At 42.9% G+C, this 19,040-nt stretch carries 18 protein-coding genes; 4 read left to right on the forward strand and 14 right to left on the reverse strand.

Features of this window, described 5'->3' with window-relative positions; all coding sequences use genetic code 11:
• Positions 1 to 97: 97 nt before the first annotated feature.
• Together H9629_RS06245 and H9629_RS06250 are read left to right on the forward strand one after the other, a co-directional pair.
• Entirely contained in the window at positions 98 to 2,134 is a 2,037-nt protein-coding gene (locus tag H9629_RS06245; protein ID WP_064102875.1) for a choline transporter, read from the forward strand.
• A 25-nt stretch (positions 2,135 to 2,159) separates the two neighbouring features.
• On the forward strand, positions 2,160 to 2,771 hold the full coding sequence (locus H9629_RS06250; RefSeq protein WP_225215744.1) for a MarC family protein: 612 nt from the start codon (positions 2,160 to 2,162) through the stop codon (positions 2,769 to 2,771).
• 20 nt (positions 2,772 to 2,791) lie between these two features.
• Here the strand turns inward: H9629_RS06250 and H9629_RS06255 are convergent, their stop codons facing one another.
• Positions 2,792 to 4,957 carry a TonB-dependent receptor family protein gene (locus tag H9629_RS06255; protein ID WP_191730733.1) on the reverse strand — a complete coding sequence of 722 codons (2,166 nt, stop codon included), beginning with the start codon at positions 4,955 to 4,957 and terminating at the stop codon, positions 2,792 to 2,794.
• 468 nt (positions 4,958 to 5,425) lie between these two features.
• On the reverse strand, positions 5,426 to 6,343 hold the full coding sequence (locus H9629_RS06260; protein ID WP_064102877.1) for a LysR family transcriptional regulator: 918 nt from the start codon (positions 6,341 to 6,343) through the stop codon (positions 5,426 to 5,428).
• A 305-nt stretch (positions 6,344 to 6,648) separates the two neighbouring features.
• On the opposite strand from H9629_RS06260, the gene H9629_RS06265 reads away from it, so the two are divergent.
• Positions 6,649 to 6,816, forward strand: coding sequence for a hypothetical protein (locus H9629_RS06265; protein WP_171254973.1), 168 nt, complete (start codon positions 6,649 to 6,651; stop codon positions 6,814 to 6,816).
• A gap of 161 nt (positions 6,817 to 6,977) precedes the next feature.
• Here H9629_RS06265 and H9629_RS06270 read toward each other — a convergent pair whose 3' ends face one another.
• From H9629_RS06270 to H9629_RS06280, 3 genes are all read right to left on the reverse strand, one after another.
• Entirely contained in the window at positions 6,978 to 7,178 is a 201-nt protein-coding gene (locus H9629_RS06270; protein ID WP_064102878.1) for a hypothetical protein, read from the reverse strand.
• A 253-nt stretch (positions 7,179 to 7,431) separates the two neighbouring features.
• A complete protein-coding gene (locus tag H9629_RS06275; RefSeq protein WP_144723687.1) occupies positions 7,432 to 9,162 on the reverse strand; it encodes a bifunctional protein-serine/threonine kinase/phosphatase in 1,731 nt (576 codons plus the stop codon).
• 66 nt (positions 9,163 to 9,228) lie between these two features.
• Entirely contained in the window at positions 9,229 to 10,038 is an 810-nt protein-coding gene (locus H9629_RS06280) for a formate/nitrite transporter family protein (protein WP_064096757.1), read from the reverse strand.
• 286 nt (positions 10,039 to 10,324) lie between these two features.
• Here H9629_RS06280 and cynS point away from each other — a divergent pair, with 286 nt between their 5' ends.
• The gene (gene cynS / locus H9629_RS06285) at positions 10,325 to 10,774 is read left to right on the forward strand and encodes a cyanase (protein ID WP_064102880.1); all 450 of its coding nucleotides are present in this window, start codon (positions 10,325 to 10,327) and stop codon (positions 10,772 to 10,774) included.
• Positions 10,775 to 11,077: 303 nt separating this feature from the next.
• On the opposite strand, the gene H9629_RS06290 is transcribed toward cynS, so the two are convergent.
• The 9 genes from H9629_RS06290 to moaA all read right to left on the reverse strand — a co-directional run bounded on the left by H9629_RS06290 (position 11,078) and on the right by moaA (position 18,949).
• Positions 11,078 to 12,427 (reverse strand): MFS transporter, encoded by a 1,350-nt coding sequence (locus H9629_RS06290; protein ID WP_064102881.1) that lies wholly within the window; start codon positions 12,425 to 12,427, stop codon positions 11,078 to 11,080.
• A 329-nt stretch (positions 12,428 to 12,756) separates the two neighbouring features.
• Entirely contained in the window at positions 12,757 to 13,398 is a 642-nt protein-coding gene (locus tag H9629_RS06295; RefSeq protein WP_191730734.1) for an ATP-binding cassette domain-containing protein, read from the reverse strand.
• 1 nt (position 13,399) lies between these two features.
• Complete coding sequence (modB, locus tag H9629_RS06300) at positions 13,400 to 14,083, reverse strand: molybdate ABC transporter permease subunit (RefSeq protein WP_191730735.1); 684 nt, start codon at positions 14,081 to 14,083, stop codon at positions 13,400 to 13,402.
• Positions 14,084 to 14,089: 6 nt separating this feature from the next.
• Positions 14,090 to 14,854: a molybdate ABC transporter substrate-binding protein gene (modA, locus tag H9629_RS06305; protein ID WP_191730769.1), complete on the reverse strand. Its 765-nt coding sequence runs from the start codon at positions 14,852 to 14,854 to the stop codon at positions 14,090 to 14,092.
• 26 nt (positions 14,855 to 14,880) lie between these two features.
• Complete coding sequence (locus H9629_RS06310) at positions 14,881 to 16,122, reverse strand: molybdopterin molybdotransferase MoeA (protein WP_144723684.1); 1,242 nt, start codon at positions 16,120 to 16,122, stop codon at positions 14,881 to 14,883.
• Positions 16,119 to 17,042, reverse strand: a complete 924-nt coding sequence (moaCB, locus tag H9629_RS06315; protein WP_191730736.1) for a bifunctional molybdenum cofactor biosynthesis protein MoaC/MoaB — start codon at positions 17,040 to 17,042, stop codon at positions 16,119 to 16,121. The genes H9629_RS06310 and moaCB overlap by 4 nt, the downstream gene beginning before the upstream one ends.
• A gap of 68 nt (positions 17,043 to 17,110) precedes the next feature.
• The gene (locus tag H9629_RS06320) at positions 17,111 to 17,653 is read right to left on the reverse strand and encodes a molybdenum cofactor biosynthesis protein MoaE (RefSeq protein ID WP_191730737.1); all 543 of its coding nucleotides are present in this window, start codon (positions 17,651 to 17,653) and stop codon (positions 17,111 to 17,113) included.
• Position 17,654: 1 nt separating this feature from the next.
• A complete protein-coding gene (locus H9629_RS06325; RefSeq protein WP_191730738.1) occupies positions 17,655 to 17,921 on the reverse strand; it encodes a MoaD/ThiS family protein in 267 nt (88 codons plus the stop codon).
• 2 nt (positions 17,922 to 17,923) lie between these two features.
• Positions 17,924 to 18,949, reverse strand: a complete 1,026-nt coding sequence (gene moaA / locus H9629_RS06330; RefSeq protein WP_191730739.1) for a GTP 3',8-cyclase MoaA — start codon at positions 18,947 to 18,949, stop codon at positions 17,924 to 17,926.
• Between the last annotated feature and the right edge of the window lie 91 nt (positions 18,950 to 19,040).

Consider the following 19,040-nt stretch of genomic DNA (forward strand, 5'->3'; position numbering starts at 1 on the left):
GTAATTCACGAAAACAGGGAAGCTTTATGGCATGTTTTTACTTTTAAATCACACTGCACTGTAGATCATCCGGCAACAAAACGATGGTCATGGATTTATGCAAAAGAAAAATGAAGAGATGCAAGATGGTCTGAATAAAGTAGTTTTTTATTTTTCGGCGACACTTATTCTGCTGTTTTCTATCATTACCATTTTATTTAATGAACAAGCCAATCAAGTCATTATTAATATTTTAAACTGGGTCAGTCGTACCTTTAGCTGGTATTACCTGCTGGCGGCAACGCTGTATCTAGTTTTTATCATTTTTATTGCCTGTTCTCGTTATGGCGAGATTAAATTAGGTCCCAAACATTCCAAGCCAGAATTTAGCCTGCTGAGTTGGTCGGCGATGCTATTTTCTGCCGGGATCGGGATTGACCTGATGTTTTTCTCTGTGGCGGAACCACTTTCTCATTATATGAATCCCCCTGTAGGCGAAGGCGAAACCTTTGAAGCTGCGCGCCAGTCCATGGTGTGGACCCTATTTCACTACGGCTTAACCGGCTGGAGTATGTATGCGCTGATTGGGGTCGCCCTGGGTTATTTCAGCTATCGCTATAATTTACCGCTCACCATCCGATCAGCACTCTATCCTATTTTTGGAAAAAGAATTAATGGCCCGATCGGCCATACTGTGGATACGGCTGCGGTACTCGGCACGATTTTCGGGATTGCCACCACCTGCGGGATTGGCGTTGTGCAATTAAATTACGGCCTGCATGTGCTGTTTGGTTTACCGGAAAATATCTGGATTCAAACTGCACTCATCGCCGTTGCTGTGATTATTACTATTATTTCAGTCACTGCAGGTGTCAATAAAGGCATCCGGATCCTGTCTGAAATTAATATCTATGTGTCAATTGGGCTGCTGCTATTCATTCTATTTGTAGGCAATACCGAGTTTTTATTAGCCGCCTTGATTCAGAATTTTGGTGACTATATCAGCCAGTTCCCGAAGCTTTCTTTAACCAGTTTTCCTTTTGAACAACCCAAAGAGTGGATGAATAGCTGGACCCTGTTCTTCTGGGCATGGTGGATCGCCTGGTCACCTTTTGTTGGTCTGTTCCTGGCCCGTATTTCCCGTGGTCGTACCATTCGCGAATTTGTCACCGGGACTTTGGTTATTCCTCTGTTATTTACCCTGACCTGGTTGTCTATTTTCGGTAACAGTGCTTTATACAGCGTGATTTTTGATGGTAATACTCAACTTGCTACGACAGTTTTAGAAAATCCGGCACATGGTTTTTATGATCTGCTGGCGCAGTATCCAGGCTTTATGTTTACAGCAGGTGTCGCCACCATTACCGGCTTGCTGTTCTATGTGACCTCAGCGGATTCAGGGGCATTGGTATTGGGAAATTTCACGACCAAATTCACTAATATTGAGCATGATTCACCACGCTGGCTCAGTGTGTTCTGGGCCATTGCCATCGGTTTGCTGACTTTGGCTATGCTCATGGCGAATGGCGTGACAGCATTACAGAACACCACGATTATTATGGGTCTGCCTTTTAGTTTCGTCATTTTCTTTGTGATGGCGGGACTCTATAAGTCCTTGCGTCTGGAGGATTTTCGTCAAGCCAGTACCAGCCTGAATGCGGCACCTGTGGTCGGTAATGTGGATATCTTGAACTGGAAGAAGCGTCTGAGCCGGGTCATGCTGCATCCAAGCCTGTCCCAGACCCGGACCATGCTGGACAATGTCTGCAAGCCGGCCATTGAGGCCGTTGCAACCGAGTTAATTGACAAAGGTATTCAAGTCAATATTCAGGAAAAATCACTTGAGGAAGAACCTGAACTGTATCATCTGGATCTGACTATTCAGCTCGATGAAGAAGAAAACTTTGTCTATGAAATATGGCCGGTACGCTATGACACGCCAAATTTCAGTTCACGTGGTAAACGAACCAAACGTTATTACTATCGCCTGGAAAGTTATCTGTTTGAAGGCTCTCAGGGCAACGATCTGGTCGGTTATAGCAAGGAACAGGTGATCAATGACATCCTGGATAAATATGAACGTCATATGATGTATCTGCACATTAACCGGATCAGCCCAGGTAAACGTCCGCTGTTCCCGGATCGTGAAATCTAGGATTACTCAACTACGGAAGGACGCAATGATGTCAGAAAGTTTGAATGCTTTTGCCCTGTTTTTCTCCCTGCTCAATCCTTTTCTGATGAGTATCTACATGCTCGGAATTATCCGTAATTCCGACGCAAAAGTATTCAACATGGCATTGATTCAGGGCAGTCTGATCAGCTTTATTGTGTTCATCATTTTTGCAAAAACCGGTGAAGCCTTCTTTAATGAAGTCTTGCATGTACGGTTTGAGTCCTTCCAGATTTTTGGCGGTATTATCTTTCTGGTGATTGGCTATCGTTATGTCTTTGAAGGTGCTGATACGATTGGCGTGATGCGTGGAGCGCCTAGTCATCTGGCGGGCACGATTGCCATGCCGTTTATGATCGGTCCGGGCACCATTTCGGCATCTGTGATCACCGGTATTCAGCTCAGTTTAATGCAAACCATTCTGGTGATTTTTTCTACGCTGTTTCTGACTTGTAGCCTGCTGATCCTGATGAAATACCTGCATGATCATTTACAGCACAAGTATTCAAACTATATTGACCTGTATGTCGATATCGTCGGTCGTGTTGCAGCGCTTTTAATCGGTACTATTGCCATCGATATGATCGTGACAGGTATTACAGGAATATTAGAAACCTGATAAATTCGTTCTATCAAAAATTAAAATTTAAATGACACACCGGCATAAGTAGAAAAACCTTCACCCGGTGAAGATCGGGCAAGATCTGCACCCCGATCGTCATAACCTGGAATCACGACTGCTGCATATTTTTTATCGGTAATATTTTTAAAGTTAATCCAGGTTTTCCAGAACTGATGTTCTGGTGCATAACCCAAGTCAACACCCCAGATCTGATAGTCATCACTGAATCGGCTATTGGCATAATCATGTGCCATTTTGGACGCATATTCTGTATTCAGGCCAATATACAGGCCGTTGTATAATGTATAACTGAGCTGTGCCTGATATAGATGTTTGGGTATCCCCGGCAACTGGTTTTTACCAAATAATGGATCATTTTTATAATGAAAATCGCTAAGGGTATAAGCCTGTTGCAGACGCAGCTCGCCAAATCGGGATTCATGTAATGGCGTATCCAGACTTAGCTCCACCCCTTGATGAATGGTCGGCGTGGCATTGGATTCAACAGCAATTGGCTCTGAAGGTCGTTCTGCTCCATCTTCATAGGTTTTGATCAGTTCTGAAGTTAGCAGTTCATTTTTCACTTTGGAATAGTAATAGCTCAGTGCCCAATCGCCAAAGACTGATTGTCCTCGGCCACCCAGTTCCAAGCTATTGGCGGTTTGTGTATCCAAGTAAATGGGAGCACGCACCCGGCCAGAAGCGATACCACTGTCAAAATAATAAGGCGAAGACCATACCATAGACCAAGGGTGCGTCGGTTCAATGCTGCGGCTTAAATTGGCAAACCACTGTACATCGTCATTCGCTTGATAAGTCAATCCAAGTCGTGGTGCAAAATTCCATTCATAACGGCTGACTTCCGGGCTGGCTACCGGATAAGTCACTTCACTTTCTCGATGGGTATAGGCTGCTGCGAATCCCAGATCCAATTTGAACTGATCATTTAATGCAGTTTCCTGATCAAATTGCAGCACGTTGTCTGAACCCCGATAGGTATAACGGCGGGTAACAGTATCTGCCGGATATAATGTTCCATCAATGGACATATCACGTCGGATAGTTTCCGTTACCCCACTGTTTGGCCGATGGGTGGTACTACGTAAAGCGATACGTCCCTGATGCTCCAGACCTAGAAACTGGTAAGGCTTTTCATACTGGAAGCGCGCACTAATATCTTCATAATCGACATTGGTGCGATAACTGCTTTCACGCAAATCCAGAGGATAATGGTGATAGGCCAGACTACCGGTCAGTTTGGCATCATCCTGTAAATCCCAGGTCGTAGTATTGGCCAACCAGGTACTGCCCGGCTGAATCCGTATGGCATCCACTGCCAAATTAAAACTATTCGCTGCTTCAGGATTATGCTTAAGCTGTTCCTGAGTAATCCGTCCCGGAGTTAAATGCTTGCTCTCACGGTAACGGGCATAAAAACGAGTTTCGATATCCGAACTAACTTGATAGCCCAGATTAAAAGCCAGACCTTTGCCATCGCCTTTGGCATGAGCCTGAATCCCGTCAAACTGGTTAGCTATTACCGCCAGATAATAATCCGATTTATCCAGTTTTCGGCTGGTACTGAACTGATATTTCTGATAACCATGGCTACCCATTTCATATTTGAGTTCAGAGCCATTCTGCTCTACCCCGGTTTTACTTTTATAGTTAATTGTTCCGCCTAAAGATAATCCACCCTGTTTTAAACCGTTGGCACCACGATACACCCCGACATGATCAATCCACCATGGCTCGAGCAGCTCATAAGCTGTACCGCCCGGTCCTGTAAACGGAATATCATCAATCATGATATAGGTACCAGAGGCATGCGCGCCTGAAGTGCGGTTAATTCCTGAGCCACGGATTGAGACTTTTACTCCTTCATTTCCCGCAGACTGGGCATAAATTCCTGACTGCAAACGGAACACATCGGCCGTCGTTGCAAGTCGCTGCTGTCCTAGCTGCTGCTCACCAATGAAATTTGTTCCTCCTGAAACCTGAGCCAGTTCTTTCTGAGATTGCTGTTGCGGAGTGGCATTTTTTTCAGCACTGATCACGATAGTATTCAACTGTTGAACGCTACCCGGTTCCCTAACCGTTTCAGCATAAACATAACCCGATAAAATCGACAGGATCATGAGGCTAAGTGGGCTTTTTCTAAGAGGTATTTTTGTCATATGCATGGCGAGTTTATACAGTCCTGTATAAGTGGTCCTGATCTGCTTGAGATGTGGATTAAAAATCTTGCTGTAGCATAGATCAACCTTGGTAATTTCAGGAGTTATTTTGTGCCAAAAAATTGACTGATCAGCGTATGTTTTTAAATTTTATTTAATCTTTTTATTAAAAATGAATTTGCAAGATCAGAACTATATCCCTACAAGTTCCTGGAATTTAAATTTTAAGTAATTGATATTTAATAATATGATATTTAATTCTGCACAGATACATTCCCACTTGGCAAAATGTAATACTTGTCAGAAATTATGATCGACTAAACCAGTTCATTAAATACGAAAGCTGGATTAAACAGCTGTATCAGCTTATAGATCAATCAAAATGATGCAGACCAGGAAAGTTAAAATTAAAAAATCCTGACTAACAGGATTTTTTAGCAGTAATAAGTCTAAAGATATTCAATTTTTCATTGATTAGTTGTAATAAGCCTGCCTTTTTTTGGAAAAACGGTCCAGCTGTTTCAAGAAGCCTTCAAAATAATCTTTCTGCTTTTCTTCTGTACGATAGCCAGCGTATAAAGTACGGCGCAATCCTTCAGGCGCCACACAGTCTAAACGGCGTGAAGTCACCCAGCCCTTTTGTTCATATTCATTTACCACCCAGTCTGGCAATGCACCAATCCCGCGCCCACTGGCTACCAGCTGGATCAGCATTTGGGTTAAATCAGTGGTACGAATAGCTTTAGGTAATACATTAGCGGGGATAAACAGACGCGACATGATATCCAAACGGTGTTTATCCACCGGATAGGTCACCAGCGTTTCTTCAGCCAGCTCCTCAACAGTAATATGTTTCGCTCTTACCAAGGAATGAGTATTGGATAAAACCAGGCGTGATTCGTATTCAAAAATCGGAAAATATTCAATACCTTTGAGTGCAATTGGATCAGCAGTGATCAGCAGATCAAACTCTCCAGTTTGCAGTAATTCATGGGGATTCGATTCAAAACCTGAGGCAAAGTCCAAGTCTACATCCGGATATTGCATCCGGTACTGGTTAAGCAATGGCATTAGCCAGTCAAAACAGCTATGACATTCGGAAGAGAAGACAATTCTCCCGGTCTGACCATGCACAATACGGCTGATATCACCCTGTGCACTTTGAACTTGCGGTAATATTTCATCTGCCAGTTTTAATAACCGTAACCCCACATTTGAAAAACTTACAGGACGATTACGCCGGTTTACCACTTCAACGCCAAACCACTGATCAAGCTCACGTAGCTGATGTGACAAGGCCGATGGTGTTAAACATAAATCACTTGCGGCTGCAACCAGGGAGCCATGCTCCCGCAGAGCAGTCAGGGTTCTTAAATGGCGGAGTTCTATCATGGGAAATACCAAAAATTCAAAAAGTAATCACATTTGTTCTGTCTTTAGCATACCCCAATCGCTCACAATTATTTATTAATTTTCATTTAAATTGAAAATTAATGAGTATGACTCATCTAGGATTTTCATAAGTTAAAATTATAATTTTTATACAGTTAATTATTTTAATTAAATTCCCCCCATAAAATATTGCTTAAACTTACAGCTGCAACACGTTAGAAAAATAACTCAGGCATAAAACTCACAGACTAATTTTGCTGTATTCATACAATAAAAACAGACAGTATTTTAGAGGATGAAAGACCATGCAGAATCCAATCGATCGAAATGATGAAGAACTCACTGAAGAACAACTTGATCCGCAAGAAAAACAGGATCGGGAAATCCAGCGCGGTCAATTAGGCATCCAGGATCCACAGCGTCAGCGGGATCAATTACGTCAGGAAAAACAGGATGAGGAACAAATTCAGTAATTTTCCCTGAGATGCAAAATAAAAAACTCCCCATATTTTAAAATATGTGGGGAGTTTTTTTATTTATGAGCATTGCAAAAATTCTGGTCTATCTATTCCAAACCATACATTTATCTATCAGATCCAGGAAGAACGGTAAAGTCTTTTATATGGCTGCTATTTTACTGTTTCGTCTCTGTACTGGCTTTTGCTTGTAGGGGTTGAGCTTGTGTCTCTGCCACTTTTTTCTTGGCCTGAATTTGTGCCACTTTTTCCTGATTCTTTTCAGCAAAACGTAAGCCTCCATCTCCCGCGAAACTGGTTTGGCTCATCACAATGGAGCTACTCGCGATTAAGATCAGCCTAAAAAATTGAAGTTTCATGTCTTATCTACCTTTTTATTCTAGTGGTATTAAAAATAAGCAATTATTATTCCAATGTTTTTATGCTTATTTAGATTTTAACTGCATTTGCTATTTTATAGAGATAATCTTCAAAAACACAGAGTCAATCATCGTAAAAATATAAAAATATGCAATAAGAATAAATAGATATTTTGACTGCATCTCAGCTTGAATCAGATCCGATTTTTTACTCCAGTCAAAAAAATCGTTGAACAGCCTATTTGAATTATTTTCATTGGCTAAAATACAGTGCAAACACCCAGAGCAATAACAAAAACAGAATCACTGTGCAGGATTTCCAGAAAGTGACTGGATGCTTTTCAAGCATAGGACGTGAAACTGATTTTTTAAATTTGAGATCTGGGTGTTTCAGATCATATATAAATGCTGAAAGTGCTTCATAGCGCTGCTCTGGACGAATAGAAAGCGCTTTTTTAAAGATTGCGTCCAAGTCATGTGGCAGATCCGGTCGATACTCATAAAGTGGATGATATCGAACCTGCTTTAAGGCCTTTTCGGTCTTGCAGCGCGCGAGGTCTGTCCCATAAGGTAATTGTCGGGTCAATAAATAATAACTCATCACCGCCAGCGAGAACTGATCTGATTTTACTGAGGGCGAACGTCCAATAAAATACTCAGGTGCCATAAAGGCCAAAGTTCCTAAAGGAACATCTGCGTGTTTGGGATTCAGTTCAACCAGACCTCTGACCGCGGTCGATCCATAATCAATCAGTTTCACTTTCAAGGTATCAACTGGTTCGAGCAGCATGATATTTTCTGGTCGTACATCTTGGTGCAGCATTTCAAGACGGTGCATGGCATTCAATGCTTTGGCCACCTGTTCAATGATGGGAAGCAACTGCTGTAAAGTTATGGCAGTTTTTTGACGATGCAGCCAGCGACTTAGACTTTCCCCTTGCAAGTATTCATAACTTTGAAATAAAAACTGCTTGCTGCCCTTATGCGGATAGCATTGCAGCAGATTTTCATGTTTCAAGCGTTTCGATACCCACTCTTCTAACTGGAATTGTTCTACCGCTTTCAGGTCATCCTGCACATCGACAGATAAGGTTTTAATGACCAGCTGATTTTGTGTCGCTTCATCACGCGCCCAATAGAGGCTGCTGCGATGATTTTGGTGCAGGATTTTATCAATTCGATAACCTTCAAACAGGTCACCATGACTCAGCTGTTGCGGAAATAAAACATGGCTCTTGATATGAAAGGATTCCTCCTCAGGCAACTGTTCCACTTTAATGATTTGAATGGTGAGATTGTCATCACTACCCCGCTTTAAAGCCAGCTCGATTATAGACTTGGCAATGAGATCCAGATGTTGGTTCTGTTGCAGCATCTCCGAGATGAGCTGCATCTCCATAAATTCATAGACACCATCTGTCATCAAGATAAATAAATCATCTTCACATAATTCAAGCTGCTGATAATCGACATCGATACGATGGTCGGCACCCAGTGCACGACTTAAATAATGTTCTGTTGATGACAGGAAAACCCGGTGATCAGCCGTCAACTGTTCAATGGCTTGTGCCTGAATGCGATAAATCCGGCTATCGCCAGCATGAAAGATATATGCCCTGTTTTGTTTCAAAATCAGTGCACTAAAGGTGCAGACATAACCCTGATCTTTATCAAAACGCCCGCGGCTCTGCTGGGTTTGTGCATAGAGCCAAGAGTTGGTCGCACGAATGACCCGTGCCGCTGAAGTTTGGGTACTCCATGCATCTGAAGTCGAATAATAATCCGATAGAAAACTGCTGACCGCAGTTTCTGCTGCAATATGACTGACATTGCTGCTGCTGATCCCGTCTGCAATTGCACAGGCAATTCCCTTACTGCTAAGCGCGTGGCCTTCAGGAATATAGACCCCGTGAAAATCCTGATTCTGTGCTTTGATTCCAGCGGAAGAATATTGCCCAATACTGATCTTTAATTTTTTATTCATTTTAAATACTCAAAAAGGGATCGAATTGATCCCTTTAATCTCAAGACATAAATCATCACGCTCAGATTAGAATTCTTTTTTAGCGCCAGTACGTACATGCGTGGTATAGAGCGCCAGACCTGTCAGTGCCAGACCACCCACTAAATTACCCAGTGCCACCGGTAATTCATTCCACAAGAAATAGTCTGTAATCGAGAAATCACCGCCCATCATCATGGCAAATGGGAACAGGAACATATTCACGACTGAATGTTCAAAACCCATGGCAAAGAACAGCATGATCGGCATCCACATCGCGATGAATTTGCCGCTGACCGTGGTTGACATCATGGCACCAATTACCCCGAGTGATACCATCCAGTTACACAGCATGCCGCGGATAAAAATCGTTATCCAGCCAGCAAGACCATATTCGGCATAGCCTAAAGTCCGGTCTTCACCTATATGGGCAATTTTCACCCCGACCGCATTCGGTTCAGCGGCGAAACCCATGGTATAGACAGCGGCCATTAACACTGCCACGGTTAAACATCCGGCAAAGTTACCTAAAAAAACCAGACCCCAGTTTTTTAAAATACGTGACCACGTCACCCCTGGTCGTTTGTCTAGCCAAGCCAAAGGGGTCAATACAAATACCCCAGTGAGCAGGTCATAGCCCAAGAGATACAACATGCAGAAGCCAACTGGAAATAACAATGCACCGATCAGCGGTACTCCTGTTTGTATACCCACAGTGACTGCAAATACTGCTGCCAGTGCCAGAATTGCACCTGCCATAAAAGCACGAATCAAAACATCACGCGTTGCCATATGAAGTTTTGCCTCACCGGCATCAACTACTTTTTTTGCAAACTCTGCAGGAGCAAGATAAGCCATATTTTTATCCCCTTTATATAAATAACTTGCCTGTTTGCAAATAAAAAACGCCTAAAGTCTATTTCAACCCTAGGCGTCTTTGCCTTGCATTATTCAAACAGATTAATCGTGTCATGGCGCCATTGCCATATTTAATATAGATAAAAGCAAATAGCGTGCCACTCATTTTAAATGACTAATAAAAATAATATAAATTATTTTAAAATTTAATCCTTATAATTATATTGGCACAATCTCTGCATTATCTATAGTGGTCATTTTTTAAATATAGCTATTGGAGAAGATTATGATTAGCCATCGTCAACAAGTGACAGACATGATTATTTCAGCGAAAGTTTTAAAGTCTATCAAATGGGCAGATGTCGCTGAAGCTATAGGCCTTTCTAAAGAATGGGTGACTGCTGCATGTTTAGGTCAGATGGCTTTTAATAAAGAACAGGCAGAAAAAATTGGTGAAATATTTGGGTTGACTGACGAAGCCATTGCCTGGCTGCAAATTGTACCCTATAAGGGTTCTCTGCCAACTAGTGTGCCGACAGATCCGCTGATTTATCGCTGGTATGAGGTTGTCAACATCTATGGTATGACCATTAAAGAACTGATCCACGAAGAATTCGGAGATGGAATTATGAGTGCAATTGATTTCAGCATGGATATTCAACGAGAGAATAATCCAAACGGAGATCGGGTGAATGTCGTATTATCCGGAAAGTTTTTACCTTATAAAACTTATTGATCTACTTTTTTTAAAAATAAAAGCCATTATTAAAATGGCTTTTATTTTATCTGCACTTATTAAATTCATTTATTTTTTAATAATCTTTATTAAAACATATATAATTTTTTCATCTCAAATTAAACATATAAACTATAAATACTTTTATTGTTTATCCGATTAATTCAATCATCCTATCCTTTTAAAATAATACTTTCCTATCCTGAATATTGAGTTCATCATTTTATTATTGAGTTAGCAAAACCAACAAAAAGGATATTGCTATCCTTTTTGTCAATTCATTTTATATCAGGGCGTGTTGTGTTATTGCTGTGCTTCCGCCAGATGACGTTCATTTACTGCCTGTTCATATAACAGCTGTTCTTTTTCTTTATGCTCGACAGAGAAGCGGATCATCAACACACAACTTGCAGCAATCACCACCAAGCCACCCAGTACCATCAGGGTGGTTTGAATATCTAACATGCCTTTTAACAGGAAACCTGCAGCTACCGCGCCGACATTGCCACCTGCTCCAATAATACCGGCCACACCACCCAAGGCATCACGGTCGATAAAAGGCACCAGTGCATAGGTAGCGCCACATGCCATATGGGTAAACAAAGCAAAGATAGTCATCGCCATAATAGCCAAGGTCGCGCTGTTCATTTGCGAAAATAGAATAAGAAACAGACCTTCCAGCATGATCAAGGCAAATAGGACTTTGGTTCGACCATCCAGACCTTTTTGAATCGCAACTTTGTCTGAAACAATACCACCCAAGGCGCGGGCAAACAACGCCAGTAAACCAAAAATTCCGGCAGCCATGCCTGCCTCTTTTAAGCCAAACTGAAAGTTGTCAACAAAGTACAAGGCAATAATATTATGGATGAAAATTTCAATACCAAAACAGGCTGCGTAAGCTCCAAATAGAATCCACACACGGTAGTTACGTGCGGCATGCATCAAGATTGCAAGGCCGCCTTTTTTATCGCTACCAACAGAAATACCTTGAGCACGGAGTTCTTTAAAATTGCCTTGTGGACAGTCCTGAGTGAACTTCCAGTACAATACACCGACAATGATCATCAGAATACCCGGAACCAGAAGTGCAATTCTCCATCCCATTGCCTGTTCTACACCGAACATCACCAAAGCAGCCAGCATTAACGGCATCAGGGCTTGAGTCGCACCGCCACCGGCATTACCCCAACCTGCTGTAGTTGCATTTGCCGTTCCCACCACATTTGGCGCAAACATAATACTGGTATGATATTGGGTAATCACGAAGCTGGCACCGATGGCCCCAATCAATAAACGGAAAAACAAGAAAGATTCATAGCTGTTGGCCGATGCCACACCAAACACCGGAATACTGCCAATAATCAGTAAAGCAGTATAGGTTTTACGCGGACCGTATTTATCACACAGCGGTCCCACGATCAGACGCACCAGAATGGTAATGGCGACTGCGGCAATATTGATATTGGCGATCTGCTCTTTGGTCAGGCTGAATTCACCGGCAATAACCGGCATTAACGGTGCACAGGCAAACCACGCAAAGAAACAGACAAAAAAAGCGAGCCAACTCATATGGAAGGCTCGCATCGCTGAAGTACTGAAGTTAAATAGACTTATTTTTGTTGCTTTATTGAGACTTGTATTTGAAGACATAGCCATTTTCCTTACCAGAACTGAACATATTTAAGTCACTGTGATGCCGAGGCATATCAGTAACGATCAGAACGGACGTCATTGGCCGTCATACAAATATAGAGTCTTCTTTGACTTTAATCAGATATATGCACAGGTCATGCCAGATTAATTTTAAAATAAAATAAGATACTGTTTTATATAAAATATATTATATTTAAACTCTTAAACTAAACCTTTTTTTCTTAAAAATAGTGAAAAAATAGCTATCTTCTGAGGCATTTTTTGCAAAACAGAGAGAGGATGACCTGCTCGGAATCATTGCTGGTTTAAATCGGTGCAGCATTGCATCAGACTATTTTTCCCTTTTCAAAATGCAGCAACTGTGCCTCTAAATACGCCACTTCATCTACATGATGAGTCACATAAATCATGGGTAAGTTTGTTTGATTAATTACAATTTTCAGAAAGGGTAGAATCTGGTTTTTCAGCTTTTGATCCAGTCCATTTAAAGGTTCATCCAAAAGTAATAGATCGGGAGAAGATAAAAGTGCACGTCCGATAGAAACGCGCTGTGCCTGTCCACCAGAAAGTTGATGCGCCCGATGCCGAAGCAGAGCCTTTAATTCAAGTAGCTCAACGATGTCTTCAAAAAGAAATTTCTGCTGACCTTTATTTTTTATATTTAGCTGTTCTGCATATCTTAAATTCTGCATGACATTCAGATGCGGAAACAGGAGGGCTTGCTGAAAAATCAGGGCAATTTTTCTTTGATGAACAGGAATATTCAGTTTCTGCTGATGATCAAATAGTATTTTTTGCTGAAAATGAATAAAGCCTTGTGATGGTTTTAATAGCCCTGCAATATTTTTTAAAAAGGTGCTTTTCCCACTTCCTGATGCTCCGACAATACCAATCAACTGCGTCTGCATATCCAGATTGGCCTGTAGCTGGAAATTTGCGTAATTAAACTGAAAATTACACTTCAGCATCTTAAGCCTCCAATTTACGTTGATACTTCTGCATGATCCAGTAATTTGCAATCAAGGCAGAAAAAGCCAGAATCAGAGATAAAATGACCAGACGCATAGCCATGCTTTCTCCATCAGGTTGTTGTAACAGACTATAAATGGCAATGGGAATCGTGCGTGTTTCTTCGGGAATATTACCGACAAAAGTAATCGTGGCACCAAACTCTCCTAGACTGCGGCTGAAACATAAAATGCTGCCGATTAAAATCCCCGGCAAAGCCAAAGGTAGGCTAATGCTACAGAATACCCGCCATGGTGCGGCGCCCAGAGATCCTGCCACCTGTTCTAACTGCCGGTTGATCATTTGAAAAGACAAGCGAATTGGTTGAACCATTAAAGGAAATGCCACAATCATTGCTGCCAGTACCGCACCTTTCCAGTTAAATATCAGCTGAATTCCCCATGCATGCAGATATTGCCCCAGTATCCCCTGATGGCCAAATAGCAGGAGCAGAAGATAGCCCAGCACTACCGGCGGTAGCACCATAGGCATCTGCAATATAGCCTCTACGAGAAATTTGGCTCGGAATTCATAACGTGCCAGCAGCCATGCCACGGCGATAGCAAATGGCAGGCACACCGCTGTGGCAAAGCCCGCCACTTTGGCTGAAAGCGCTAAGGCATTCAATTCTTCTGGAGTAAGCATGAGCAGTTAGCCTACCTTAAACTTAAAACCATATTTCTGGAAAATCTGTCTGGCCTGTGCGCTCGTCTGGATAAATTCAGAAAACTGGACTGCTGCCTGATTTTTCTGGCCTTGCCGGGTTAAAGCAATCGGATACACAATCGGACGATGTGTGCTGGCTGGAAACACTCCCGAAATTTTAACTTTTTTACTCATCAAGGCATCGGTTCTATACACAATGCCGACCTGACATTCGCCACGTTCTACAAATGCGAGAGTTGAACGGACGCTATCCGTCCCGACTATTCTGCCCCGAAGCGGATTCAACCAGCCCAGCCGGGTTAAGCTTTGCTGGGCATATTTTCCGGCAGGCACCGACTCCATTTGTCCGGTACATAAATAACCTTGAAAGGCTTTAGCAAAATTAAAGTCGGCTGATATTCTAAAATGGTTTTTTTGCTGAATAGGACTAATCAATACAAGTTCATTCAAGAGCAAAGGTCGAATCTGACCGATCGAAATTTTTTGTTTTTTAAGTAAATCATGCATCCATTCAATATCTGCAGAAATAAAGATATCACTCTCAGCTCCTGCTGCAATCTGTCTGGCCAGCACAGAAGATGCTCCAAAAACAGGAATAATTCGAATATTGCGATGTTGCTGCTGATATAGCTTGGAAATATCAGTGATTGCATTGGTCAGGCTGGCTGCAGCATATATTTTTACTGTCTCAGCATGTGTTAAGCCGGATATAAGCAGCATGCCGATGAATAAGATTCTGAAAAGTTGCATCTGTTTATTTCTACTTTGCATTCAGTTTAAATCCATAAACCCTGTACGACTTGCCCAGCCTGGATTTCTGTTCCTGCCGGAATACGAACCAGACAGTTGGCCTGTATCAGATTACTAAGCATATGCGACTGCTGCTTTGCCAGGCTCTTGAGTTGTAAGGTACCCTGATCAAATTCGGCAGCCATTCTTAAAAATCGCTCGCGTGCATCCGCTTTCAAATCATGCGTCATCACCGCACTCAACCATGCAGGTGACTGCTTTTTCCCTTGTAAGGCATTCAGTAAAGTTGCCGTATAGATTTGCATCCCGACATACACGGCAGCCGGATTTCCCGGTAAACCCAAGAGATAACAGTAACCTTGATCATCTCGACGATACTTGGCAAATAACATCGGTTTTCCGGGCTTCTGCTTCACTTTCCAGAAAATCTGCTCAAAACCCTGCTTCAGGGCAACCGGGCGAATGAAATCATAATCACCTACCGAAACCCCGCCTGTGGTCAAGATGACATCGTATTGGTGTTTGAGTCGGTTCAGTAATAATTGCAGTTCGGACTCACAATCGGACACATGCAGAATATCTACGTTTTGTCCCTGTGACTGAAACCAGGCCTGAATTAGTGGAGCATTGGCGTCAAAGATTTTGCCGGAATTCAGGTCTTCAATGCTGGAAGCGACTTCATCTCCAGTAATCACAATAGCGATTTTAGGATAACGATAGACTAAAACCTGCTTCACACCTGCCATACTTAAAGCTGCAATTGCACCTACATGCAGTTTTTGTCCTACATCTGCCAGACGTTGTCCTTGTGCGATTTCCTCGCCTGCATCACGTATATCCGTATGAGGTTTTAGGTCTGTTGTGATAATGATTTGATTGGCATGGTATTCGACAATTTCCTGACGGGCGACCGTTGTAGTTCCTGCTGGAATCCTGGCACCGGTAAAAATCCGGACTGCCTGAGCTGGTCGTAGTTCAATTTCAGTGCTTTGCCCTGCCCGAATTTCTCCAATTAGTTCAAAAGTGCTGTGAGTCCTAAGATTTTCTGGACTGCAAAGCGCATAGCCATCTACAGCACTTTGTGAAAACAGCGGCAATGGAATGGCCGAATCAATCGCTTCTGCCAGATAGCGATTCAGAGCCTGAGCAAGCGGCAGGCTTTCAGTTACCAGGATATGCGTCTGCTCAAGTATCATCTGCAGTGCCTGATCAACAGAAATCAGTCCCGGTTCAGCACCGCAGGCTGAATGTGATATTGCCTGATTCATTGATAACCTCCCGCATGTGGAATGTTTTTTTGCACATCAAATAAGTGCACCAACGCTGGAAGCACCGCGATCAGGGATTCTTTCGCCCCCTGCCGACTTCCCGGCAAGGTCATCACCAGACTGTTCTCAATATAGCCCGCCACGCCACGACTTAATGCCGCATAAGGGGTACGTTTTTGCCCAAAACTACGTGAAGCTTCCATCAAGCCGGGAATTTCCCGTTGCAGCAAAGGTTGCAGGGTTTCAACCGTTAGGTCTTTAGGACCTAAACCAGTACCGCCCACAGTTAGAATCAGCGGATACTGATTTTTCTGCTGTTCAATCAGGGTCAAGAGCTGTTCTGGGCTATCGGGAATGACCTGATAACTAATAGAATCAAAATTGGCTTCTTTTAAAATTTCCAGTACGTTTTGCCCGGCAGTGTCCGGCTTTTTGCCTGCTGCAACCGTATCGGACAGTACAATAACTGAAGCGGACAGACTCTCTTTAAGTACGCGGGTAAAATGTGATTTTCCACCTTTTTTCTGCTGCAACCTGCATTGATCTAGCGACAAATCTTCCGGTTCACAATGCGGCTTCAGCATGTCATACAAGGTCAGACCCGCCAGACTCACCGCTGTCAAAGCTTCCATTTCTACACCGGTTGGTCCAATGGTTTCCACGGTAGCAATAATTTCGACATGCGCATCACACAGTTTATATTCCACATCGGCACGATAAATCGGCAATGGATGGCATAGTGGAATCAGCTCATCGGTCCGTTTGGCACCGAGAATGCCGGCAATGCGTGCTGTTTTCAGGGCATCACCTTTTTCAGTATTGCCATTACGCAGCAACTCAATGCAATGTGCCGGTGCATGCAGGATTCCAGTGGCAATTGCTGTACGATAACTTTCTGCTTTCATCCCTACATTTTTCATGATTCATCTCGGACTAATTTAAAAATCTGTTTAAAGTGATTTATGTTATGGGTTCTCATTGGACGCATTTAATTAGATGGTGATTGGCAAGCGTGTGGTGCTACATGGTGATGGTGACAATGCACATCTTCTGCAGGATGGGAATGATCCGTTTCAGGTCCATGATCTTTTCGGATACAACAGCCTTCGACATATTGACTGCTACCATCCATATAAAATTCTTCTTTCCAGACCGGAACTTCATGCTTTACCCGTTCCACAGCTTCCTCACAGGCAGCAAAGGCCTCTAGACGATGGGCCGCATAAGCCATAGCAATGATGGCTGTTTCTCCAATCCCCAACTCACCAATCCGATGCACCACCCGCACATAAGACACCTGGTATTTGGTCTGAATCTGCTGTTCAATTTCACGAATCATTTTTTCAGCCACAGGCGCATAGGCAGTATATTTCAGGGCACGCACAGCTTTCCCCTGATGATAGTTACGTACTGTGCCGACAAAGATGCCGATTCCACCACATTCCGGAAAGTGCTGAATACCATCAAAATCCTCCATCCTGAAAGCAGTCTGCTGGATTCGGGCAAATTGTTTTAATGGTTTGAGTTGCATCTCAGCCTCCTGCTACCGGTGATAACAGTACCAACGTACTGTCCTGATTTAAAACATTCTGTCTGGAAATAATGTCTTCACCGATTGCACAGGCGCAGCGTTCCAGCATGTGCTGTATATTGGGATAGATGAATAGCAACTGGTTCAGGACTTCAGTAACCTGAATTTCAGACTCGCATTGCAAATTTAAATCTACTGGAAGTTGTCGTTCAATCGCACCGAAGGCTTCTATTTTGATATGAATTAATTTTTGCTGAGTGAGAGACATATTTATCCTCCAATGCTGTGCATGCTGATTTTTCGGATCGGCTTTTGTATTGGTGATTGCTGAATCGCATGAAAACCGGCCTCTTTACGCCAGATATAAGCGTGAAGCTTGTGCTGAAATGTCTGTGTGGCGAAATGATCCAGCGCCAGTTGTTCGATATCTGCCTTAAGGTTCAGGCCTTGTCTGGCAAATAAACAGTTATAAAATTCGCCTTGGGCATTGAGGCGTAGGCGATCACAATCACTACAAAATGAATGGGTAATGGTGGAAATAATCCCCAAAGGCTGCCCATTGACCAGATAGCCACGGGCTGGATTGGCGCCCTGTCCTTGAGATATCTGGACATCAAATTCGGTTTTCAGTTGATCCAGGATATCCTGCTCACTGATGACATCAGACGGATTCCATTTCTGATCGCCATCGAGGGGCATAAACTCAATAAAACGCAGTTCTACAGCCTGATGCTGTGCCCACTTAACCAAAGGAATAATCTGATCGTCATTGATACCTTTGATCAGCACACTATTGATCTTGACGGTCAAACCTGCCTGCTGCATGGCAGAAATGCCATTCAGTACAGGCTGTAACTGTTTTTGGGTCAGTTGCTGAAACTGCTTTGGATCAAGACTGTCCAGACTGATATTTAGGTCGTTCAGTCCTGCCTGTTTAAGCGATTGAGCATAATCTGCTAAATAATGGCCATTACTGGTCATGGAAATACGTTTCAGGCCAAAGGCTTTCAGCGTCTGTAATCGGGCAATAAAATGAACAATACCTTGACGCATCAACGGTTCTCCCCCCGTCACCCGGATCTGCTCAATCCCGTGTCGCACCATAAACTCGCAAAAAGCATAGAGGGCTTCAAAACTGAGCAAATCTTTTTTATTTATCCATTCCGGATGTTCAGGCATGCAATAGCTGCATTTGAAATTACAGCGGTCAGTCACCGAGATCCGCAACTTACGTTTCTGGCGTCCAAACTGATCCTGAAAGATACTGCGAGGTGCTAAAGCTGTCATGCTGTTCATTGCTGCGGTCCATGATGAGATCTGCACGGTTATTTAACAGTCTTGATTTACTGCCCTATTTCTTCACAATGAATGAGCAATAAGTGTTCCA

Source organism: Acinetobacter pecorum (assembly GCF_014837015.1).
GTDB classification, from domain to species: domain Bacteria; phylum Pseudomonadota; class Gammaproteobacteria; order Pseudomonadales; family Moraxellaceae; genus Acinetobacter; species Acinetobacter pecorum.